We start from the raw sequence: 21,766 nt of genomic DNA, 5'->3' as shown, positions 1-21,766 counted from the left end.
TCGGCTGAGCGCGCGTTAGCAATGCTAAAGCTGTAAAGAAGTGTCTGTTTTGTGGGAAGTTTTGCCCCATTCCGGCTGGAAAGGGGCAAGATGATTACAGTTTCTCGCCGTTGCTGGCGATAACGTCTTTGTACCAGTTAAAGCTCTTCTTGCGCGAGCGGGACATATCGCCGGTACCATCGTCATGTTTGTTGACGTAGATAAAGCCGTAGCGCTTGCTGTATTGACCGGTCGTGAAGGAGACGCAGTCGATGCAGCCCCACGGGGTATAGCCCATTAGCTCAACGCCGTCGTAAGTCACCGCTTTGATCATCTCTTCGACGTGAGCGCGCAGATAGTCGATGCGGTAGTCGTCGTTGATGCTGCCGTCTTCTTCGACTTTATCGTACGCGCCGAAGCCGTTTTCGACGATAAACAGCGGTTTCTGATAGCGCTCATACAGTTCGCACAGCGCATAGCGCAGGCCTACCGGGTCAATTTGCCAGCCCCAGTCGGAGGCTTTGACATGCGGGTTGGGCACGCTGCCCTCGAAGCCGGAAATTGCGTCGCCGCTGCCGCCTTCCGCTTTCACCGCATTGGTCATGTAGTAGCTGAAGCCGAGATACGCGCAGGTGCCTTCGCGCAGGATTTGGGCATCGCCGTCCTCCATGTTGATACTGAAGCCGCGACGTTCCCATTCGTTCAGGACGTAGCTCGGATAGTAGCCGCGCAGCTGGACATCGGTAAAGACGTAGCGTTCGCGCATGGATTCCTGGGCAAACATCACGTCTTCCGGCTTACAGGAGAACGGATAGAGAGGGACCATTGCCAGCATGCAGCCAACCTGCATCTGCGGATTGATTTGACGTGCCGCCTTCACCGCCAGTGCGCTGGCGACAAACTGATGGTGCAGCACCTGATACATGGTCTCTTCCGGGTTTTCATGCTCGGTATAGACCACGCCGGAGCAGCAGTAGCCAAACAGCGGCGCGCGCCAGTTACGCTGGTTATTGATCTCGTTAAAGGTCATCCAGTATTTCACTTTATGCTTATAGCGCTCGAAGACCACTTCGGCGAAGTGCACAAAGAAATCGACCACTTTGCGGTTGGTCCAGCCGCCGTACTGCTGAACCAGATGCAGCGGCATCTCAAAGTGGGAGAGGGTGATTACCGGCTCGATGTTGTACTTCAGCAGCTCATCGAACATGTCATCGTAGAATTTCAGCCCCTCTTCATTCGGCTGGCTTTCGTCGCCCAGCGGGAAAATGCGCGTCCAGGCGATGGAGGTACGGAAGCACTTGAAGCCCATCTCGGCGAAGAGCTTGATGTCTTCTTTGTAGCGGCCATGGAAGTCGATGGCTTCATGGTTCGGATAGTACTTGCCCGGCTCTACCTGCTGGGTTATCTCGCGCGGCACGCCGTGCGCGCCGCCGGTAAGCACGTCGCAGATGCTCGGACCTTTACCGTCTTTATTCCAGCCGCCTTCAACCTGGTGCGCGGCGACGGCGCCGCCCCATAAAAAGTCTTTTGGTAAAGGAATTTTCTTCATCTTTGCTCATCTCGTCATAATTACTTGTTGGTTTCGAGTCTAACAAAGGCGATATAAATGTCACGATATAACAATTTTCCCTGAATGGAATTTGTTACATTGAAAAAACATCCTGTTATTTTCAGCGGAGTTTGCGCGCTAATTTACGCCCCAGTGTTTCCAGAATATAAATGACTGGGATCTGGGTGGTAATGTCATAGACGCCGCCAATGCGCGTTTGCGGAACGTGCCAGGAGAGATTAAAGTCGGCAAGCTTTGCCAGCCGCGAGTGCTCGTGGCTGGTAATGGACATCACTTTACAGCGATGCAGGCTGAACTGGCTGGCAAAGCGCAGGATCTCTTCGGTTTCGCCGGAGACCGACAGCACAATCGCCAGCGCATTACGCGCCATATCATTGGTCACCGGGAAATAAGGGTCATCGATATGGTTACTGAATTTCCCGACGTTAGAGAAAAAACGCGCGCCATATTTCGCCAGCGCGCCGGAGGTGCCGGCGCCGACGAAAATAATACGTTCCGACGACAGAATAATATCGACCGCCTGCTCGAGCAGTTGGTCAAATTCATCGTTATTAACGCTTTTAAAAAAGCTCATTATTTCGCTGGCACCGATATTTGCCTGTTGAGGCTCATTCTGCTCCAGATATAATTTAAAGCGTACGCGGAATTCCGAGTAGCCTTCGCACTGCAGCTTGCGGCAGAAGCGCAGGACGGTGGTCGTGGAGACTCCGGCCGCTTCCGCCAGTTCGCGGATGGTCATGTACATCACTTTGTCGCGATTTTTAATGACATAGTGATACACCATCATCTCAAGATTATTGAGACTGGCGATAGCGGCGTGGGAGAAGATACTCACAGTGGCAAACTCACAATTCATAATGACCAGGACGGAATGATATCATGCAGCCAAATAACATAACCTTTTTTCAGCGTTTTCAGGACGACATCCTCGCTGGACGTAAAACCATTACCCTCCGCGATGCTGCGGAATCGCACTTTAAAGCAGGCGATGTACTGCGCGTTGGCCGCTATGAAGATGACGGCTATTTTTGCACCATTCGCGTAGTCGCAACCTCGACGGTGACGCTGGATACGCTGAGCGAATGGCATGCGCAGCAGGAGAATATGACCCTGGCGCAGCTGCGCGAAGTGATAGCGGAAATCTACCCCGAAGAAAAGCAGTTTTATGTTATTGAATTCGAAAAACTTTAATTAAATAGTGAACGCCTGTTAGTTGAAATATTTATGTAAGCTATTGATTTTATACTGTTCACAAATATTCATCCTTTTATTTTAGCTAACAGGTGTTCACTGGAATCATTCTCAGTTAACCTAAGTGTGCTATTGAAAGCGTACTTGTTTTCGGAGTCAAATATGGTTCGCAAATCGTTAATCACGCAGGGATATTCTCTGGCAGAGGAAATTGCCAACAGCATCAGCCACGGGATTGGGCTGGTGTTCGGTATTGTCGGTCTGGTGTTGTTGCTAGTACAGGCGGTGGACAGCAACGCCGGCGCAACGGCCATCACCAGCTACAGCCTGTACGGCGGCAGCATGATTCTGCTGTTTCTCGCCTCTACGCTCTATCATGCTATTCCGCATCAGCGGGCAAAGCTGTGGCTGAAAAAATTCGACCACTGCGCCATCTATTTGCTGATTGCCGGGACCTACACGCCGTTTCTGCTGGTGGGGCTCAATTCGCCGCTGTCGCGCGGGCTGATGATCGTCATCTGGAGCCTGGCGCTGCTGGGGATCCTGTTTAAGCTGACGATTGCGCATCGTTTTAAGATCCTCTCTTTAGTGACCTACCTGACTATGGGCTGGCTGTCGCTGATTGTGGTTTATCAACTGGCGATTAAGCTGGCGGTGGGCGGCGTGACGCTGTTGGCCGTTGGCGGGATTATTTATTCGCTGGGGGTTATTTTCTACGTCTGCAAACGTATTCCGTACAACCACGCTATCTGGCACGGTTTTGTCCTGGGCGGCAGCGTGTGCCACTTCCTGGCCATTTATTTGTACGTCGGGCAGGTATAAATTTCGCGAAATCTCCCGGCTCGCGCTACGCTTTGCCGGGCTACAGGTTCACCGTCGCCTGAGGGCTGGTAGCCCGGACATGGCGCGCCAGCGCCGCCTCCGGGATATTCTCCGTTGGTGATGGCTTGCTTGCCTGGGCTACGGCCTGGTGTTTTTGATTCAGACCACGGCTTTCACAATATCCATTAATCTGCGGATATCTTCTGGCCGGGTATTGCCGGTTTGCGGGTCGATTATCGAGCTGTAAACATGAGGCATCACGCGAGGTACGCCGGCTTCCAGACAGCTTTGCAAAATAATGCCAAAGTTATCGAGATCGATTCCGCCGGTTGGTTCTATCAGCGTCATCCCGTTGCGCGCAGCGGTGGTCGCCAGCACATACAGCTCCGGTAGCGACTTCTCGCCGCCCATGGGGAAAAACTTCGCCGCATGGGCCCCCATATCCTGCATCATGCGTACCGCCGCATCGCAGGAGACGCGGGCCGGCGTGCCCTGACAGCTGCTGACGCCGGTGGAGATAAGCACCTCGCCTGGGGTTCCCGTCGGGCTGACCAGCGCATTAATGTAGGTCTGCTGCCCGCCCGTAGCCGCCAGCGCGCCTGCGGCAAACCCGCTGCCGGTAAAGGTCTGATTTACGTGCGCCGGGTGCAGCGCTGACGCGATCATCGCTGCTTTGTAATACTGTGCTGGATCGCCGGCCCCCAGGCCGACGGAGAGGGAGGGTATCTCCGCCATCCAGCGTTTGACTTCCTGGATACCTTCTTCCACGGAGGCAAACTGTGCCGAAAGGACGCCGATCGCCGCATGGCCTTCGGCGGCATCATAAATTTCCCGGGCGTTGGCGATATCTTTCGCCAGTACGTTAATTGCCACTCGTTGGCGATAAAAATTAATTTGCTGCATGGTTTGCAATCTCCTTTAAGCGCGTCACGATCAGGGCCATCTCCCCTTCAGCCACCGTTCGTGGGTCCAGACTAAAAACCCCCTGATGGAGGTTATAGCGCCGGGCGTAAATGGCGATATCGCCGTTGCGCAGCTGTGCTTCGACTTCGCGGGCATCCAGGCCCAGCTCCTCGGCATTCACCTGAATGCGGATACGCCAGATAGCGCGTCCGGCTTCATCCTGCTCAATATCGGCGGTTAAGCCCTTGATCTCTGAAATCGCTTTCGCGACGGGCTGGAGCTCCTCGGCAGCGACCGCCTTCTGTCCCTGATGATAGTGTTCCAGCGCATAAACCAGACCGACCATATTCTCCTTGCCGATTTTCATCGCCCGCGCAATACCGTGATGCTGCGCCTTACACGCCGCGATCCACTGTTTTTTCCCGGTGATGAATCCGGAGGTGGGCGCGTTAAACGCTTTTGCCCCGCTATAGATAACCATGTCCGCTCCGCTCGCGACCCAGACGCGCAAATCCTCCTCGGCGGCGGCGTCGACAATCAGCGGCAGGTTGTGGCGCTGCGCGACCTGGGCGAAGTCCTCAATGCTCAGCATCCCTTTTTGCACGCAGTGGTGCGACTTCACGTACAGCAGGGCGGCGGTGCTGGTAGAGATCGCGCTCTCCAACTGCCAGCGCGCCGCCAGATTGCTTGAACCGACCTCCACGACGCGCCCACCGCCTAAGCGAATCGCGCTGGTGATGGGCGCGCCGTAATCGACGTTATGCCCGCGGAGCATGACGACTTCGTTGGCCATATCGCGACTGTCCGGCATCTGCATCACTCGCGCCTGGTCGCCATGGGTAATCGCGGCGGCCACGGCGATGGCGATTCCCGCCGAGGCGCAGGAGGTGATATAGCTGTCCTCCGCACCGGTAAAGCGGGAGACCCGCTCGCCGGTTCGGTCTACCAGCCTGTCGATTTCCACAAAGGCCGATGCCGCCCGCGCCGTTGCCTGCATCACCTCCGGCGCCACGCTGGAAACGCCCAGAATCGTCATTTTGCCGCAGGCGTTAATCACCTGTTTTAACCCCAGCTGTTGATAGATATTCTGCGTCATGGTTTACAGCACTCCCAGTAGCGAACAGACCACGCTGAGCGCGACAATTGACAGCAGAATGGTGGTGTAGCGCGGCCCTTTCTTCACCAGATAGAAGTAGATGGCAAACACCGCCGCCAGCGGCAACAGGCCGGGCGCGATAGAGTCGAGAATTTGTTGGACCACCACCTCCGAGCCCTTCAGCGCGCTGAGCTTTAAGGGGGTGGTGATTTTGACGTAGCTTGCGGAGAGCGCGCCCATCATAATCAGGCCCAGCACGTTCGCGCCGTAGATAAGCTCCTTAATTCGTCCTCCCTGGAGCAGGCCGATTATTGAGTCGCGTCCCAGGGTGTAGCCTTTGTGCACCATGCCGTAGCTGATCGCCAGCGTAATGGCCGGATAGAGAATTAAGGGCACAATGCCGCCCATCGCGCTGCCGCTGGCGGCGAACGGGATGAAAATCGCAATCAGCAACGGCATGACGGCCGCCCAGATGATCGAGTCCCCCATCCCGGCCAGCGGCCCCATCAGCCCGGTCTTAATCCCGGTGATAGACGCGTCGCTAATCGGTTCTCCGCGGGTTTTCTGCTCCTCCATCGCAATCGAGATCCCCTGAATCACCGCGCCAAAGGTTTGCTCAGAGTTGAAGAAGTTCAGATGGCGTTTTAGCGCCTCCACCTGCTCTTCTTTTTGCGGGTAGAGTTTTTTGATAATCGGCGTCATGGAGGCGCAGAAAATCAGACTTTGTAAACGTTCATAGGAGCTGGAAACTTCCGCGCCCAGCCAGTAGATAAACCAGGCCTTGGTGATGTCCGCTTTGGTCAGCGTACCGCTCTCACGTGCGCGCTCAACCAGTTCATGCTGCATTACGTCGCTACTCATCATGCTGCTCCTTCATTTTTCGCCAGGCCTTTAATCAGGAAGGCCACGCAGGTCCCAAAGATCGCCATCGCCATGATGTCCACCTTCAGGTACAGCACCGCAAAGAATCCGCCGATAAACCACGGCAGCAGGCTCTTCTTGCCGATCACCATAATGGTGATGGCAAAGCCCAGCGCCGGCAGAATGCCGCCCATAATTTCAAAGGAGTGAGTCAACCAGTGCGGCATCAGCTTGAGGAAACTTTCCACCACGTCCTGGCCAAAATAGTTGGCAGCAAACACCACCGGGAAACGCAGCACCAGGCCGAGCAATGCCGGGTAGAGGAACGCGCAGCGCATAATACCGCCCATGTTGGCCGTTTCCGCGTGTTTATCCGCCATATGGACCCACGCGGCGTTCAGCGTGCGTCTAAGCTGGTCAAGGAATACGCCGATCACGCCAAACGGGATGGCCAGCGCGATGGCCAGGTTCGGATCCATTCCGGCTTTTACGGCAATAGGAATTGAGATGCAGGCGGCCAGCGCCGGATCTGACGGCACGTTACCGCCGGGCGTTGAGGTCACGCCGAGGTAAACCAGCTGCATGCCAGCGCCAATAATCATCGCTGTTTCCATGTTGCCCAGCAGCAGGCCGACAAAAACGGCGATCACCACGGGTTGAAGCAGCATGGCGGAGAAGGTGTAGCCAAGGCGTAAGCGGGCAAACCAGTAATACAATCCCATCAGGCTTGCAAAGACTAAAGTATCCATAATTATTTACCCTGTTATCAGAGGATTAGAATTTTTTCAGGATATCGTCCAGCGACTGCGGCTTATCTTCCGGGATAGTCTGGAAGACCGCCTTAATCCCTCGACTTTTCAGGTCGTGAAGAATGGCAACGTCTTTTTCATCCAACGTGATGTTCTGGAAAACGACCTTGCGGTTCGGCCCGCCGCCTAAGCCGCCAACCTGAATGGCGGAAACATCAAACCCGAGCTGTACGGCCTCCTGAATCGCCGCGAGGGAAGGGAACAGCACCAACACGCTGCCGTCACCAAGCTGGTTTTCTTTCCACGATGCGGCAAAGCTCTGATTGCTGTAGCAATCCACTTTGATGTTTGGCGGTGCCGCCATCAGATAGATATTTTTCATAAACGGATCGGCGTCCAGCTCATCACTCACTACCGCAATCCGGTTGGCCTGGGATTGTCCGACCCATTTTGTCACCACCTGACCATGAATGAGGCGGCTGTCGATACGACATAACACGATGTTAGCCATGATATTTTTTCCTTATTGTGATTGTTGTAGCTGACGAACGTGGGCGACAACGTCCAGACAGCTGCTGCGCGCGGCTTCAACTAAGTCGGCTACGCAGGCGGATAGCGGCCCCTGTTCACGCTTGTCCAGCGCCTCCAGCAGCAGCGAGGCATTCAGTCCGGAAATCACCGCCACCGGATAATCGGCGCTTAGCCGCGCGGCCACGTTAGAGGTAGTCCCACCGATAAAATCGGTCAGAATAAGTGAGCCTTCGGGGAGGGTTTTCACGACAGCTTCTACGCGCTGATAAAACTCGCCCAATGTATCGACGGGCATCAGGGCTATTTCCGTTACGCCTTTAATTTCGCCCGTCACCATGCACAGGCTGTTGCAGAGCTGTTGTCCCCAGCCGCCATGGGTCAGCAGCAGGATCTGGGACAAGGGTTCAGTGGTAATCAAAATGGCCTCCTGGCGCTATTACGTTGACATACGTAATAAGAGCAAAGGCTATGCCAGAATTTGTGTCACATGGGGGGATAAGAGGGGCTGGCGCAGCGTAAAGCCACGCCAGTTAAGGGGTTAGCGATACAGCAGTTCGTAGATATAAAAATATTCCGCGTCGGATAACCTAATGGCATAAGCCTCTTCGATCGGCTGGAAGGCGGATTTAATGACACTAAACGCGCGGACGTCCAGCGCGGGCTGGCTCTCCAGCGACATCTGTAACGGTTTTCGGTTAATCACGATACGCTCGACCATACAACAGCAGTGGATCAGGAAGCGTAGTGTCACCTGGCGGCTGGGTTTTAGCGAAAGCGAGGTGGTTAAATGGTTAAACACGCCTTCCATCTCTTTAAGAATACGCTGGGGGTTGAGTACCGAAATATGGTTGATGATACTTTCCATGGTCAGCGCGCTGATAAATCGCATCGCGCTGCGCTCCATCTCCAGACGGCGCTCACTGCTTGAAAGGTCCGGCGTGAGCAGGCTAAGCACCAGCTCCGGCCCCTGCTCGGAGAACAGCTCTTCAAGTGAGATAAACGGAATGTCCGGTAGCCCCGGCTGGAAGGTGCCGACAATCCCCGCTAGCCGCTCACCGGCCAGCAGCGACTGCTGAACGCGCTCCAGGCTGCGAACCTCGTTGTAATCAAGGATTACCATTCGCGTATCCTGTGACATCAGCTCGCCAAAACTTTCCTCCAGCACTTTTTTGATTTTCTCTGCGGTTCCCATGCCCGTAATGCAGGAGATCACCAGCACCTTACCGCCATTCTCCTGCTGCGGAGTACAGAGCTGACAGGGGATATTTTTACTCTGCATTAATTCCGCAAGCTGCGGTAGCTCGCTGGTTTCATAGCTTAAATCCAGACCCAGCTCCAGCAGGCTGGTCAGCGTAATATTTGGCAGTAACAGGACGTCAATCTGGAATAACTTGCTGATGGTACTGCCAAAATGCACCAGTGAGCCGATATCCACCATCAGAATCAGCCGCCGGTAGCGTTGGGTTTGGATCAGCTGGGTTAGCGTTTCCAGCGTGTCATGCACCGACTGCTCAAATGGCATATCGATGGCGCTGAACAGCTCCCGCTCCAGCACTCGATTGACGTACTGGGCCTGGCTGGTCGCGGTCGTCGCGCCGTGAGCGATTAAAATGACGCCGCAGTCGGGACTGGCGTCGATACGCTGGCGATAATGGCGGCACTCTTTCAGGAACAGACATAACCAGACAATCTCCGTCGCCGGGCACTGAATATGCAGCAGCTCGTTGATTTTCCGGCACAGCAGAGTCGCGTTTTCATACTCGTCTTTGCAGCGGTCGAGGATCAGGCTGGAGGAGTAGAGCTGCGGGATCAGCCCGCGCTGGACGTAGCCAATCAGCGCCAGAAAGTGTTTTCGCAGCGGATTCATCAGGTTTTCTGGCAGCGTAAAGCCCAGCACCTGTTCCACACAGCCAATCAGCAGGGTCACCCGCTCTTCAATCCGATCGCCGTAGCGCGGCGGATGGGCCACGCTGTCGCGGCTGTAGAGACCATATTCAAAGATTGAACTGAGTTTGTTTTTGAGGATCGCCAGCGTCTCAGCCGGTGGGACATTGCTGTTGCGCAGGTTGATGTATTCGCGGGTGAGGAAGCTGTAAAACAGATCGCTTTCTTCGATCTCCGCTCCTGTCGCCAGAGAGGTTTTCAATGCGGGTAACGTGCGCGCATCGACGCTTAGCCGATCCTGGCCGTCAAACAAGGTATCGACGAGCAGGCGCTGTTCCGGGGTGGCGTTGAACGGCATGTCTACCAGCCGTTTATCCAGCCGGAGCGTGTCGTTATGCTCGGTCATTCCCGCGGCCCACGCCTGGGCGCAAAGAAACTGGATATCGCTTTTGAGCTGGCCGATATTGCCTTCCAGCGGCTTATTCAGCAACCAGAGCAACAGCGTTTTGTCGATACTGACCGTACGCTCAATTTTGCGGCTCTCACGCTGGAGAAAACCGACGATAAGCTCCACCTGTTCCTCCACCGAGCGCTGACGGATCCCAGGAAGATCGATACAGACCTGGATGCGCCTCTGGAACGTTCGCAGCAGCGCCGAACTGACCGGTTCGGTAGTGGCGCAAATCAAGCGTACCGTGATGGAACGCGCCGTGGCGCTTGAACCGAGCGGGCGATATTGACCTTTATCGAGAATGGAGAAGAGTTTTTCCTGCCCTTCATAAGGCAGGCGATGCACCTCATCAAGCAGCAGATACCCGCCGTCCGCCTGCTCCACCAGACCGGCTTTATTCTCACTGGCGCCGGTAAAGGCGCCCTGCCGATGACCAAATAAATGCGAAGAGAGCAGTTCCGGGTTGTGCGCATACTCGGCGCAGTTAAAGTAGACCAGCGGCGGGGGGGAGCCCGCGGCGTGTTCGCAGGCAAAGCGGTGCATCAGTTCGGCAAAGAAAGTTTTTCCCACACCGGAGGGGCCAGTCAACAGCACATGGAGCCCGTGAGGATAAAGCACCGCGGCGCGGCCTTTTTCCACCGCGTCACGGAGGCTACGGTCGTAGCCAATCAGCCCGCTGAAGGGGTCATCCGGCGAGCGATCTTCCTGATGCGGTAGAAGGTCGCCAACCGTGCGCACTTCACATTCGGTATCATTCAGTCTGCGCCCCAACAGCGTTTCCATTGCCTGACGGTGCAGAAAGAACACCGGTCGCCCTTTGCTTTTAATCGCCAGGCCGTCGTTCCATAACTGATTGAGGTCTTTACTGACCGAGTTACGCGCAAGCCCGAGGTTAAAGCCGATGGCTTCCGCCGTAAAAGCTGTTTCCTGTTCCAGATCCGCAAGACTCAGCCCGCGCGTTAGCCGCTCCAGTTCCCCCAGTATGACCTCAATCCGTCTCATCTCTTTACCGCTTAAGAAATAAATGATTGTTCAGAACATACACTATTATTCTACGCAAGAAAGTGGCCTGGGCCAGAGATGGCGCATTTGCGCAAAGCGCGGTCGCGGGTGTTTCGTGGTTTGCGGGTAGGGTAGCGCCGCCTCCGGGGAGAAGGCGGCCGGGAATGTCGCTTTAACGCTCTTCCAGCGAATACGGCAGCGGCTCAATGCTCAGGCTACCGGCATCGTCGCGCACGCGGAACACGCTGTCCGGCTCCATATCGTTATTCATTACCACCTGCACCAGCAGACGGCCGTCGTCCAGCTGTACGGCAGCTAAAACGGTGCCGGTACGGCGCCAGTTTTCACCCATTTTCAGCTCCAGGTCTTCCCCGGCTTCAGGCACGCGGCTGGCCGTTCCCGCCAGATACCACAGGGCGCGCTTGTTGGCGCCGCGGAATTTAGCGCGGGCTACCATTTCCTGGCCGGTGTAGCAGCCTTTTTTGAAGCTGATGCCGCCCAGCGCCTGCAGGTTGGTGGCTTGCGGAATAAACTGCGCGCTGTTGGCGCTGTCGATAACCGGCAGACCGGCTTCGATATTCAGCGCCAACCACTGCTGGCTATTGTTGAGCTGCGCTTCGCCGCGCAGGGTATCGGTGATGCGGGTGGCGGTTGCCACATCGGTCACCAGCAGGAAGCGCTCGGCCGGATGCTCAAACCACAGCACGCTGGTAGCGCCTTCGCTGACCACCTGTTTCTCGGCGTTCGGCAGCTGACTAAACAGCGGCGACAGCGCAGCGCGCGCCTGGAAACCGGCAACGCCCAGCAGCACGGATTCATCATCGGCGGCGATGGTCACCTTAGAGAACACCGCGTATTTTTTCAGTTCGGTCAGCTGCGCATCGCGCAGGCTGCGGCGCTCAATCCACGCAAAACCCTCGTTGCGGCGGAAAACGCGAAGATTGCTCCACATCTTGCCCTTGGCGTCACAATGCGCGGCAAGCAGATGCTGCTCGTCGGTCAGGTGGCTGACGTCGGCGGTAATCTGCCCCTGCAGATATTTTTCGCCATCCGGACCGGTAATCGTCGCCAGCGCCCAGTCGTCCAGCGTCATCAGCGTTAACGGCAGACGAGCGGAAGAGGAAGGCTGACGCGGAGGAAAAGGTGTAAAAGCCATAGTCATATCCTGAATAGCTTAACGCAGAGTGTGTGACTAATGGTAAAAGAGCTATGGTGCAATGCAAGCGCTTTTGACAGGCCATTCGTGCCCTAAAAAACCGGGAGCTAAAACGATCGAAATAATCAATAACCTGATCATTTTAAGGATTTCATGGAATAGCGCTCGCGAATCTTGATATTCCAGTGAAGTCAGCGCCGAAAACGGGTTAAACTAAGAGATATTTATAAGTAGGAAGTAAAACATGGACATTAACAATAAAGCCCGCATCCACTGGGCATGTCGTCGAGGTATGCGTGAACTCGATATCTCCATCATGCCGTTTTTCGAGCATGAGTACGACACGCTAAGCGATGGCGATAAGGCGTTATTCATCCGCCTGCTGGAAAATGACGATCCGGATCTGTTCAACTGGTTGATGAATCATGGCGAGCCGGCTGATGCTGAACTGCAGCGGATGGTAAAATTAATTCAGACTCGGAATCGGGAACGTGGTCCTGTGGCAATCTGATTTACGCATCTCGTGGCGCGCGCAGTGGTTCTCACTGCTGATGCACGGCGTGGTGGCGGCGCTGGTGCTGGTATTGCCCTGGCCGCTGAGCTATACCCCGCTGTGGCTGATATTGCTGTCGCTGGTAGTGTTCGACTGCGTACGCAGCCAGCGGCGAATCCACGCCCGTCAGGGTGAAATAAAGCTGCTGATCGACTCGCGTCTGCGCTGGCAAAAGGCAGAGTGGGATATCATCGGCACGCCGTGGGTAATCAACAGCGGCATGCTGCTGCGCCTGCGGAATACGGAAAACCAACGTACCCAGCATTTGTGGGTCGCGGCGGATAGCATGGACGCGGGAGAATGGCGCGACCTGCGTCGGCTAGTGTTACAGAAACCGACGCAAGAGTAGGCAAGGGCTCAGGATAACTGCTCAGCCATTTCACCGAGGATTTGCTCGCACCAGTTCTGAATGCGCTCATCGCTCAGGTCGTACTGGTTCGTTTCATCAAGCGCCAGGCCAACGAACAGCTGGCCGTCGGCGATGACCGGTTTCGGGCTGGTGAATTCATAGCCTTCGGTAGGCCAGTAGCCAATGAACTTAACCCCTTTGGTCGCCAGCTTATCGTGCAGCATACCGAGCGCGTCGAGGAACCATTCGCCGTAGCCGATCTGGTCGCCCATGCCGTACAGCGCGACGATTTTATCCTGCAGATCCAGCGTATCAAGCTGCTGCCAGACGGCCTCCCAATCCTCCTGGATCTCGCCGAAATCCCAGGTCGGAATGCCGAGGATCAGCACGTCATACTGCGTCATCAGGGTAGGGGAATCATCTTTCAGGTTGTGCAGCGTGACCAGTTCAGGGCCGATAATATCGCGGATTTTTTCTGCCGCCATTTCGGTGTAGCAGGTGCTGGAACCGTAAAAAAGACCTATGTTCATCGCGGAAACGTCTCAATTCTTGCTGTGACTTTGCGCTTAGTGTACCAGAAAGGCCGCGCCCGCCTGCAACTCGAATTATTTAGGGTATAATGGCGCCGTTTTAATAAGCAAAGAGGCCGGAGTGGAACAGGATCTCGCACGAATCGAGCAGTTTCTTGATGCCTTATGGCTGGAGCGTAATCTGGCTGAAAACACGCTAAGCGCCTATCGCCGGGACCTGACGATGGTGGTCGAATGGCTGCATCATCGTGGCCTGTCGCTTGCCAGCGTCAGCGGCGAAGATCTCCAGTCGCTGCTGGCGGAGCGGCAAACCGGTGGCTACAAGGCCACCAGCACCGCGCGCCTGCTAAGCGCCGTGCGCCGCTTCTTCCAGCATCTTTACCGGGAGAAAATTCGCCCGGACGATCCCAGCGCGCTGCTGGCCTCACCAAAGCTGCCGCAGCGGTTGCCGAAGGATCTGAGCGAGGCGCAGGTGGAGCGACTGCTCCAGGCGCCGCTGGTTGAACAGCCGCTGGAGCTGCGCGATAAAGCGATGCTGGAAGTGCTGTACGCCACCGGTCTGCGCGTTTCCGAGCTGGTGGGCCTGACCATGAGCGACATTAGCCTGCGCCAGGGCGTGCTGCGCGTGATTGGTAAAGGAAATAAAGAACGTCTGGTACCGTTAGGCGAAGAGGCGGTGCTGTGGGTTGAGAACTACCTTGAATACGGCCGTCCCTGGCTGCTGAACGGCGTGGCGTCCGATGTGCTTTTCCCCAGCCAGCGCGCGCAGCAGATGACGCGCCAGACTTTCTGGCATCGAATTAAGCATTATGCCGTACTGGCGGGGATTGATAGCGAAAAGCTCTCCCCGCACGTGTTACGCCATGCGTTTGCTACGCATTTACTTAACCATGGCGCTGACTTACGCGTGGTGCAGATGCTGTTAGGACACAGCGATCTCTCCACGACGCAGATCTACACCCACGTGGCGACCGAGCGTCTGCGACAACTCCATCAACAGCATCACCCGCGTGCGTGAGTGCTGAAAAAAAGGACTGAGTATGAAAAAAGGTTTACTGATGTTCACTCTGCTGGCGACCACCTTATCTGGTGCGGCGCATGCGGATAGCGCGGCGATTAAGCAACTGCTGGCGAAGCTGGGCGTGCAGAGTTCGGACGTGCAACCTTCGCCGATCAAAGGCATCAGCACCGCATTGACGGACAGCGGCGTGATATACGTTACCGATGACGGTAAGCACATTATCCAGGGGCCGATGTACGACGTCAGCGGCGCGCGGCCGGTAAACGTCACCAATACGCTGCTGGTCGGTAAGCTGAACGCGCTGGAAAAAGAGATGATCGTCTATAAGGCGCCGCAGGAAAAACACGTCATCACCGTCTTCACCGATATTACCTGCGGCTATTGCCATAAACTGCACGAACAGATGAGCGACTACAACGCGCTGGGGATTACCGTGCGCTATCTGGCCTTCCCGCGCCAGGGGCTGCAAAGCGAAGCCGAACAGAACATGAAGGCTATCTGGTGCGCCAAGGATCGCAACAAAGCCCTGGATAACGCGATGAGTGGCAAAGGCGTACAGCCGGCCAGCTGCGATGTTGATATCGCTAAGCACTACACTCTCGGCGTTCAGCTTGGCGTTAACGGCACGCCGGCGATGGTGCTGAGCGACGGCACGCTGATGCCCGGCTATCGCGATCCTAAAGACCTGAAAGCGCTCCTTGATGAGCATCAAAAACAGACAAGCGGTAACTGATTCGCGTGAAACAACAGATACAACTACGCCGCCGTGAGGCGGTTGACGGCGTCGATTTACCTGCCGATCTCCCGCCGCTGTTGCAGCGGCTGTACGCCAGCCGTGGCGTGCGCAGCGCGCAGGAGCTGGAGCGGGGGGTGAAAGGCATGCTGCCGTGGTCGCAGCTGACCGGCGTCGAAAAAGCAGTAGAGATACTTTATGGCGCATTTAAGCAGGGGCTGCACATCGTGGTGGTCGGCGACTTTGACGCCGACGGTGCCACCAGCACCGCGCTGAGCGTGCTGGCCCTGCGCGCGCTGGGGTATAGCAACGTTTCGTACCTGGTGCCAAACCGTTTTGAGGATGGCTACGGCCTGAGTCCTGAAGTGGTGGATCAGGCTCACGCCCGCGGCGCGCAGCTGATTATGACCGTGGATAACGGCATTTCTTCGCACGCTGGCGTCGATCATGCACACGCGCTGGGTATTCCGGTGCTGGTGACCGATCACCACCTGCCGGGGGATTCGCTGCCCGCGGCGGAAGCGATTATTAACCCGAACCTGCGCGACTGTGAGTTCCCGTCGAAATCGCTGGCCGGGGTGGGTGTGGCTTTTTATCTGATGCTGGCGCTGCGCACTTTTCTGCGCGATAAAGGCTGGTTTGAGGAGCGCGGCATCGCGCCGCCGAATCTGGCTGATTTACTCGATCTGGTGGCGCTTGGCACCGTGGCGGACGTCGTACCGCTGGATGCCAACAACCGGATCCTGACCTGGCAGGGGCTGAGCCGCATTCGGGCGGGGAAATGCCGTCCGGGCATTAAAGCGCTGCTGGAAATCGCCAACCGCGACCCGCAAAAGCTGGCGGCAAGCGATCTCGGGTTTGCGCTCGGTCCGCGCCTGAACGCGGCTGGACGGCTGGACGATATGTCCGTCGGCGTGGCGCTGCTGCTATGCGACAACACCGGCGAAGCGCGGGTGCTGGCCAATGAGCTGGACGCGCTGAACCAGACGCGTAAAGAGATAGAGCAGGGGATGCAGGCGGAAGCGCTGACCCTGTGTGAGAAGCTGGAGCGCAGCGGCGAGACGCTACCCGGCGGCCTGGCGATGTACCACCCGCAGTGGCACCAGGGCGTTGTCGGTATTCTGGCCTCGCGTATCAAAGAGCGTTTTCATCGCCCGGTTATCGCCTTTGCGCCTACAGGCGACGGTACGCTCAAAGGCTCCGGCCGGTCGATTCAGGGGCTGCATATGCGCGATGCGCTGGAGCGCCTGGATACCCTCTATCCGGGGCTGATTATGAAGTTTGGCGGCCATGCCATGGCGGCAGGACTATCGCTGGAAGAGGCGCGCTTTGAAGAGTTCCAGCAGCGCTTTGGCGAGCTGGTGACCGAGTGGCTCGATCCGGCGCTGCTGCAGGGCGAAGTGGTCTCCGACGGTCCGCTGGCGGCGGCAGAAATGAGCATGGAGGTCGCGCAGATGCTGCGCGACGCCGGGCCGTGGGGGCAGATGTTCCCCGAGCCGCTGTTTGACGGGCGTTTTCGTCTGCTGCAGCAGCGGCTGGTCGGCGAGCGTCATCTGAAGGTGATGGTTGAACCGGTCGGCGGCGGCCCGCTGCTGGACGGTATCGCGTTCAATGTTGATACTTCCCTTTGGCCGGATAACGGCGTTCGCGAAGTTCAGCTTGCCTATAAGCTTGATATCAACGAGTTCCGCGGCAACCGCAGCCTGCAGCTGATCATCGACCACCTCTGGCCAAATTGACAACAGTATATTAATGAGAGCGCGAATCCGGTAGAATTCCGCTCTTATCACCGCATTTTGACGAATCCATTAAAAGAAACCGACCATGTTTGAAATAAATCCGGTAAAAAACCGCATTCAGGACCTCACGGAGCGCTCGGGCGTTCTTAGGGGGTATCTTTGACTACGATGCTAAGAAAGAACGTCTCGAAGAAGTAAACGCAGAGCTGGAGCAGCCGGACGTCTGGAACGAGCCCGAGCGCGCACAGGCGCTGGGCAAAGAGCGTTCCTCGCTGGAAGCTATCGTGGATACGCTGGATCAGATGTCTCAGGGGCTGGAGGACGTTTCCGGCCTGCTGGAGCTGGCCGTTGAAGCCGACGACGAAGAGACCTTCAACGAAGCCGTCGCTGAGCTCGATGTGCTGGAAGAGAAGCTGGCGCAGCTGGAATTCCGCCGCATGTTCTCCGGTGAATACGACAGCGCCGATTGCTACCTCGATATCCAGGCCGGTTCCGGTGGTACGGAAGCGCAGGACTGGGCCAGCATGCTGACGCGCATGTATCTGCGCTGGGCAGAAGCGCGCGGCTTCAAGACCGAGATTATTGAAGAGTCTGAAGGCGAAGTGGCGGGCATTAAGTCCGTGACCATCAAGATTATCGGCGACTACGCCTACGGCTGGCTGCGTACCGAAACCGGCGTTCATCGCCTGGTGCGTAAGAGCCCATTCGATTCCGGCGGCCGCCGCCACACCTCTTTCAGCTCCGCGTTCGTTTATCCGGAAGTGGATGACGATATTGATATCGACATTAACCCGGCGGATCTGCGCATTGACGTTTATCGCGCATCCGGCGCGGGCGGTCAGCACGTTAACCGTACGGAATCCGCGGTGCGTATTACCCACATTCCGACCGGCTTAGTGACCCAGTGCCAGAACGACCGTTCACAGCACAAGAACAAAGACCAGGCCATGAAGCAGATGAAAGCGAAGCTTTATGAGCTGGAAATGCAGAAGAAAAATGCCGAGAAGCAGGCGATGGAAGACACCAAATCCGACATCGGCTGGGGCAGCCAGATCCGTTCTTACGTGCTGGATGACTCCCGCATTAAAGATCTGCGCACCGGGGTGGAAACCCGCAACACTCAGGCGGTGCTGGACGGCAGCCTGGATCAATTTATCGAAGCAAGTTTGAAAGCAGGGTTATGAGGAACCAACATGTCTGAACAACAAGCACAGGGCGCTGACGCGGCAATTGACCTTAATAATGAACTGAAAGCCCGTCGTGAGAAGCTGGCCGCGCTGCGTGAGCAGGGTATCCCGTTCCCGAATGATTTCCGTCGTGACCACACCTCTGACCAACTGCACGCTGACTTCGATGGCAAAGAAAACGAAGAGCTGGAAGCGCTGAACGTTGAAGTCGCCGTCGCTGGCCGCATGATGACCCGTCGTATCATGGGTAAAGCCTCCTTCGTTACGCTGCAGGACGTTGGCGGCCGCATTCAGCTGTACGTTGCCCGCGACGATCTGGCGGAAGGCGTCTATAACGAGCAGTTCAAAAAATGGGACCTCGGCGATATCATCGCGGCGCGCGGTAAGCTGTTCAAAACCAAGACCGGCGAGCTCTCTATCCACTGCACCGAGCTGCGTCTGCTGACCAAAGCCCTGCGCCCGCTGCCGGACAAATTCCACGGCCTGCAGGATCAGGAAGCGCGCTATCGTCAGCGCTACCTGGATCTGATCTCCAACGATGAATCGCGCAACACCTTTAAAGTGCGTTCGCAGATCCTGGCGGGCATCCGCCAGTTCATGGTCGGTCGCGGCTTTATGGAAGTCGAAACCCCGATGATGCAGGTGATCCCTGGCGGCGCATCTGCGCGTCCGTTCATCACCCATCACAACGCGCTGGATCTGGATATGTACCTGCGTATCGCGCCGGAACTGTACCTGAAGCGCCTGGTGGTTGGCGGCTTCGAGCGCGTGTTCGAGATCAACCGTAACTTCCGTAACGAAGGTATCTCCGTTCGCCATAACCCAGAGTTCACCATGATGGAACTCTATATGGCCTATGCGGACTACAAAGATCTGATTGAGCTGACCGAATCCCTGTTCCGCACCCTGGCGCAGGACGTTCTCGGCCATACTGAAGTGCCTTACGGCGATCAGACTTTCGATTTCGGCAAGCCGTTTGAAAAACTGACCATGCGCGAAGCGATCAAGAAGTACCGTCCGGAAACCGAGATGGCCGATCTGGATAACTTCGATTCTGCAAAAGCCATTGCGGAAAGCATCGGCGTTCACGTTGAGAAGAGCTGGGGTCTGGGCCGCATCGTGACCGAGATTTTCGAAGAAGTGGCGGAAGCGCATCTGATCCAGCCGACCTTCATTACCGAATATCCGGCAGAAGTCTCTCCGCTGGCGCGTCGTAACGACGAGAACCCGGAAATCACCGATCGTTTTGAATTCTTCATCGGCGGGCGTGAAATCGGTAACGGCTTTAGCGAGCTGAACGATGCGGAAGACCAGGCGCAGCGTTTCCTCGATCAGGTTAACGCGAAAGCCGCCGGTGACGACGAAGCGATGTTCTATGACGAAGACTACGTGACCGCGCTGGAGCATGGTCTGCCGCCGACTGCGGGTCTCGGTATCGGTATCGACCGTATGGTGATGCTGTTTACCAACAGCCACACCATCCGCGACGTGATCCTGTTCCCGGCGATGCGTCCGGTAAAATAAGCATTACGCGAATAAAAAAACCCAGCAGAGCTGGGTTTTTTTATGCCTGATTGCTAAAGCTGATTAATGCGTTACGCGCATTATCGTCCGCCGACTGCAGCACCATCCACGGGCTAAAAGCCCACGGCGTCGCGCGAATCCCGCTTAACACATCCGCAAGATGGCTCCATTGAAAATCCATCACTTCGTCAGGATTTATCCGTAATGCGCTGGCGACTCGTGCCGCATAGACCGGACAGACCTCGTTTTCGACAATGCCATTCGGCGCGACGGCCCGGTAACGGAACTCCGGAAAGACCGGGACGATGCGGGTAATCTCAACGCCGAGCTCAAAGCGGCAGCGGCGCTCAACGGCCTGTTCGAAGGTTTCGCCGGTTTGCGGATGCCCGCAGACTGAGTTTGTCCACACGCCTGGCCAGGCTTTTTTGCCCAGCGAGCGGCGCGTGACCAGCAGTTGGCCTTGTTCATTGAACAGCCAGCTGGAAAACGCGAGATGCAGAGGGGTATTGAGGGTGTGGGCGGCATACTTCTCCAGCATACCTGTAGGCTTATCTTGCTCGTCCAGCAAAATGACATGTTCCCCGGCCATGACAACTCCTGAAATAGAAAATGACCCGGCACAAACCCGCCGGGTCATGTACTCAGGCCACTAGGGTAGCCCATAAATGGGACAAAGGCATTACCAAAACATGTTGGCCACGGGGGAGAGTGTGATATTACAGATGCGCCGCCAGGCGGCTCATGGATTAACTAGCCGTTTAACCCGAAGCATCATGAAGATCCTGGCGATGATATGTAGCCGCTTAGCCGGCCTTTAATACTTCTGTATGAAGGGTAGCGATTGGGGATTGCCCTGGGGACTGGTATGATAATCCCCCCTGGTTTTGAGGTGAATGTTTGTGTTAAGCGCAGGACGCCTGATGAGAAAACGCTTTGTTATCGCAATAATGTTGTTGAGCAGCCTGATCGTCGCGGGGTGTTCCAGCTCATCCGATTCCGGTTCCACCTATACCGTGAAGCGCGGCGACACGCTGTACGCTATTTCACGTTCCACTGGCACCAGCGTCAGGGATCTCGCCCGTCTCAATAATATTTCACCTCCCTATACCATCGAAGTTGGGCAAAAGCTGAAGCTGAACAGCGGCTCAGGGACTACGGCGAAGGCGGGGGCATCCGGCAAGAAATCGTCAGCGAAACGTACCGCAGCCGTGACGCCATCTTCGGCAGTGCCGCAGTCCTCCTGGCCACCGGTCGGGCAACGCTGCTGGCGCTGGCCAACCAGCGGTAAAGTAGTGCTGCCATACTCCACCAGCGATGGCGGCAATAAAGGTATCGATATCGCCGGTAAGCGCGGCCAGCCGGTGTATGCGGCAGGGGCGGGCAAAGTGGTGTACGTGGGCAACCAGCTGCGCGGCTACGGCAACCTGATTATGATTAAACATAATGAGGACTATATCAGCGCCTATGCGCACAACGACAAGCTGATGGTGAACAATGGCCAGAGCGTGAAGATCGGCCAGCAGATCGCCACCATGGGCAGCTCGGATGCGGATTCCGTGCGTCTGCACTTCCAGATTCGCTACCGGGCGACGGCGATCGACCCGCTGCGCTATTTGCCGCCGCAGGGCAGTAAGCCCAAGTGCTAAAAGGTTATTTTATCGGCAGTTAGCCTGGTTTGGGCTTGTCAGCGGGTGCGTAAGGTCTATAATGGCCCTCGCACCTCTTCGCTTCAAGGAGGAGGAGTAAGGCATTGCATGGTTGTCTTAAAGTAGTCTGTTGTAAAACTGATTACATCCCTGACAAGAATCCAAATGGGTGAATTTGCTTTATCGGATCCTGTCTGGGCGAGTGTAGCTCAATGGTAGAGCTTTTGGTTCCCAACCAAATGACGGGGGTTCGATTCCCCTCACTCGCTCCACTTCCTGAATAGAGTCC

General features: G+C 56.2%; 22 protein-coding genes and 1 tRNA gene. 11 read left to right on the top strand and 12 right to left on the bottom strand.

Going from position 1 to position 21,766, the window contains the following annotated elements:
• Window positions 1–94 precede the first annotated feature (94 nt).
• Together IYV58_RS23075 and IYV58_RS23070 are read right to left on the bottom strand one after the other, a co-directional pair.
• Window positions 95–1,528, bottom strand: a complete 1,434-nt coding sequence (locus IYV58_RS23075) for a 6-phospho-beta-glucosidase (RefSeq protein ID WP_142470261.1) — start codon at window positions 1,526–1,528, stop codon at window positions 95–97.
• A gap of 121 nt (window positions 1,529–1,649) precedes the next feature.
• Entirely contained in the window at window positions 1,650–2,378 is a 729-nt protein-coding gene (locus IYV58_RS23070; RefSeq protein ID WP_024358621.1) for a MurR/RpiR family transcriptional regulator, read from the bottom strand.
• Window positions 2,379–2,428: 50 nt separating this feature from the next.
• Here IYV58_RS23070 and yqfB point away from each other — a divergent pair, with 50 nt between their 5' ends.
• Both yqfB and trhA read left to right on the top strand, forming a co-directional pair.
• The gene (gene yqfB, locus IYV58_RS23065; protein WP_049115563.1) at window positions 2,429–2,740 is read left to right on the top strand and encodes a N(4)-acetylcytidine aminohydrolase; all 312 of its coding nucleotides are present in this window, start codon (window positions 2,429–2,431) and stop codon (window positions 2,738–2,740) included.
• A gap of 162 nt (window positions 2,741–2,902) precedes the next feature.
• Entirely contained in the window at window positions 2,903–3,562 is a 660-nt protein-coding gene (trhA, locus tag IYV58_RS23060) for a PAQR family membrane homeostasis protein TrhA (protein ID WP_004124978.1), read from the top strand.
• 159 nt (window positions 3,563–3,721) lie between these two features.
• Here the strand turns inward: trhA and dagF are convergent, their stop codons facing one another.
• The 8 genes from dagF to ygfZ form a co-directional block, all read right to left on the bottom strand.
• Entirely contained in the window at window positions 3,722–4,465 is a 744-nt protein-coding gene (gene dagF / locus IYV58_RS23055; RefSeq protein ID WP_049115562.1) for a 2-dehydro-3-deoxy-phosphogluconate aldolase, read from the bottom strand.
• Window positions 4,452–5,561, bottom strand: a complete 1,110-nt coding sequence (dgaE, locus tag IYV58_RS23050) for a D-glucosaminate-6-phosphate ammonia lyase (RefSeq protein ID WP_004124974.1) — start codon at window positions 5,559–5,561, stop codon at window positions 4,452–4,454. The genes dagF and dgaE overlap by 14 nt, the downstream gene beginning before the upstream one ends.
• Window positions 5,562–5,564: 3 nt before the next feature.
• On the bottom strand, window positions 5,565–6,425 hold the full coding sequence (locus IYV58_RS23045) for a PTS system mannose/fructose/sorbose family transporter subunit IID (protein ID WP_162626088.1): 861 nt from the start codon (window positions 6,423–6,425) through the stop codon (window positions 5,565–5,567).
• Window positions 6,422–7,171: a PTS mannose/fructose/sorbose/N-acetylgalactosamine transporter subunit IIC gene (locus IYV58_RS23040; protein WP_004124968.1), complete on the bottom strand. Its 750-nt coding sequence runs from the start codon at window positions 7,169–7,171 to the stop codon at window positions 6,422–6,424. Before IYV58_RS23040 ends, IYV58_RS23045 begins: the two co-directional genes overlap by 4 nt.
• A gap of 25 nt (window positions 7,172–7,196) precedes the next feature.
• Complete coding sequence (locus IYV58_RS23035) at window positions 7,197–7,682, bottom strand: PTS sugar transporter subunit IIB (protein WP_004124965.1); 486 nt, start codon at window positions 7,680–7,682, stop codon at window positions 7,197–7,199.
• A gap of 12 nt (window positions 7,683–7,694) precedes the next feature.
• Window positions 7,695–8,120, bottom strand: coding sequence for a PTS sugar transporter subunit IIA (locus IYV58_RS23030; protein WP_004124962.1), 426 nt, complete (start codon window positions 8,118–8,120; stop codon window positions 7,695–7,697).
• A gap of 120 nt (window positions 8,121–8,240) precedes the next feature.
• Window positions 8,241–11,039, bottom strand: coding sequence for a transcriptional regulator DagR (dagR, locus tag IYV58_RS23025; RefSeq protein ID WP_004124960.1), 2,799 nt, complete (start codon window positions 11,037–11,039; stop codon window positions 8,241–8,243).
• A gap of 172 nt (window positions 11,040–11,211) precedes the next feature.
• Window positions 11,212–12,195: a tRNA-modifying protein YgfZ gene (gene ygfZ, locus IYV58_RS23020; protein WP_004124956.1), complete on the bottom strand. Its 984-nt coding sequence runs from the start codon at window positions 12,193–12,195 to the stop codon at window positions 11,212–11,214.
• Between the two features lie 244 nt (window positions 12,196–12,439).
• Here ygfZ and sdhE point away from each other — a divergent pair, with 244 nt between their 5' ends.
• Both sdhE and IYV58_RS23010 read left to right on the top strand, forming a co-directional pair.
• Complete coding sequence (gene sdhE, locus IYV58_RS23015) at window positions 12,440–12,706, top strand: FAD assembly factor SdhE (RefSeq protein WP_004124953.1); 267 nt, start codon at window positions 12,440–12,442, stop codon at window positions 12,704–12,706.
• Window positions 12,687–13,097 carry a protein YgfX gene (locus IYV58_RS23010; protein ID WP_004124948.1) on the top strand — a complete coding sequence of 137 codons (411 nt, stop codon included), beginning with the start codon at window positions 12,687–12,689 and terminating at the stop codon, window positions 13,095–13,097. The genes sdhE and IYV58_RS23010 overlap by 20 nt, the downstream gene beginning before the upstream one ends.
• A gap of 8 nt (window positions 13,098–13,105) precedes the next feature.
• Here IYV58_RS23010 and fldB read toward each other — a convergent pair whose 3' ends face one another.
• Window positions 13,106–13,627: a flavodoxin FldB gene (fldB, locus tag IYV58_RS23005; protein WP_195729283.1), complete on the bottom strand. Its 522-nt coding sequence runs from the start codon at window positions 13,625–13,627 to the stop codon at window positions 13,106–13,108.
• 121 nt (window positions 13,628–13,748) lie between these two features.
• Between fldB and xerD the strand changes: the two genes are divergently transcribed.
• From xerD to lysS, 5 genes are all read left to right on the top strand, one after another.
• Window positions 13,749–14,645: a site-specific tyrosine recombinase XerD gene (gene xerD / locus IYV58_RS23000; protein ID WP_004124942.1), complete on the top strand. Its 897-nt coding sequence runs from the start codon at window positions 13,749–13,751 to the stop codon at window positions 14,643–14,645.
• Between the two features lie 22 nt (window positions 14,646–14,667).
• Window positions 14,668–15,381 (top strand): bifunctional protein-disulfide isomerase/oxidoreductase DsbC, encoded by a 714-nt coding sequence (dsbC, locus tag IYV58_RS22995; RefSeq protein ID WP_049115165.1) that lies wholly within the window; start codon window positions 14,668–14,670, stop codon window positions 15,379–15,381.
• A gap of 5 nt (window positions 15,382–15,386) precedes the next feature.
• Entirely contained in the window at window positions 15,387–17,120 is a 1,734-nt protein-coding gene (gene recJ / locus IYV58_RS22990; protein ID WP_004124937.1) for a single-stranded-DNA-specific exonuclease RecJ, read from the top strand.
• A gap of 85 nt (window positions 17,121–17,205) precedes the next feature.
• Window positions 17,206–18,304, top strand: a protein-coding gene (gene prfB, locus IYV58_RS22985) for a peptide chain release factor 2 (protein WP_098066859.1) whose coding sequence is annotated in 2 segments (ribosomal slippage) — window positions 17,206–17,280 and window positions 17,282–18,304 — 1,098 coding nt in all. Because the reading frame shifts where the segments join, the coding sequence is not laid out codon by codon here.
• 9 nt (window positions 18,305–18,313) lie between these two features.
• On the top strand, window positions 18,314–19,831 hold the full coding sequence (gene lysS / locus IYV58_RS22980; RefSeq protein ID WP_004124930.1) for a lysine--tRNA ligase: 1,518 nt from the start codon (window positions 18,314–18,316) through the stop codon (window positions 19,829–19,831).
• A 40-nt stretch (window positions 19,832–19,871) separates the two neighbouring features.
• Here the strand turns inward: lysS and idi are convergent, their stop codons facing one another.
• Window positions 19,872–20,420, bottom strand: coding sequence for an isopentenyl-diphosphate Delta-isomerase (gene idi / locus IYV58_RS22975; protein ID WP_004124926.1), 549 nt, complete (start codon window positions 20,418–20,420; stop codon window positions 19,872–19,874).
• Window positions 20,421–20,751: 331 nt separating this feature from the next.
• Between idi and actS the strand changes: the two genes are divergently transcribed.
• Both actS and IYV58_RS22965 read left to right on the top strand, forming a co-directional pair.
• On the top strand, window positions 20,752–21,477 hold the full coding sequence (actS, locus tag IYV58_RS22970) for an amidase activator ActS (RefSeq protein ID WP_004124922.1): 726 nt from the start codon (window positions 20,752–20,754) through the stop codon (window positions 21,475–21,477).
• 198 nt (window positions 21,478–21,675) lie between these two features.
• A tRNA-Gly gene (locus IYV58_RS22965) sits at window positions 21,676–21,749 on the top strand.
• The last annotated feature ends 17 nt before the right edge of the window (window positions 21,750–21,766 follow it).

Source organism: Klebsiella sp. BDA134-6 (genome assembly GCF_015601345.1).
Classification (GTDB): Bacteria; Pseudomonadota; Gammaproteobacteria; order Enterobacterales; family Enterobacteriaceae; genus Klebsiella; species Klebsiella grimontii.
This window is presented reverse-complemented; position numbering and strand designations above follow the sequence as displayed.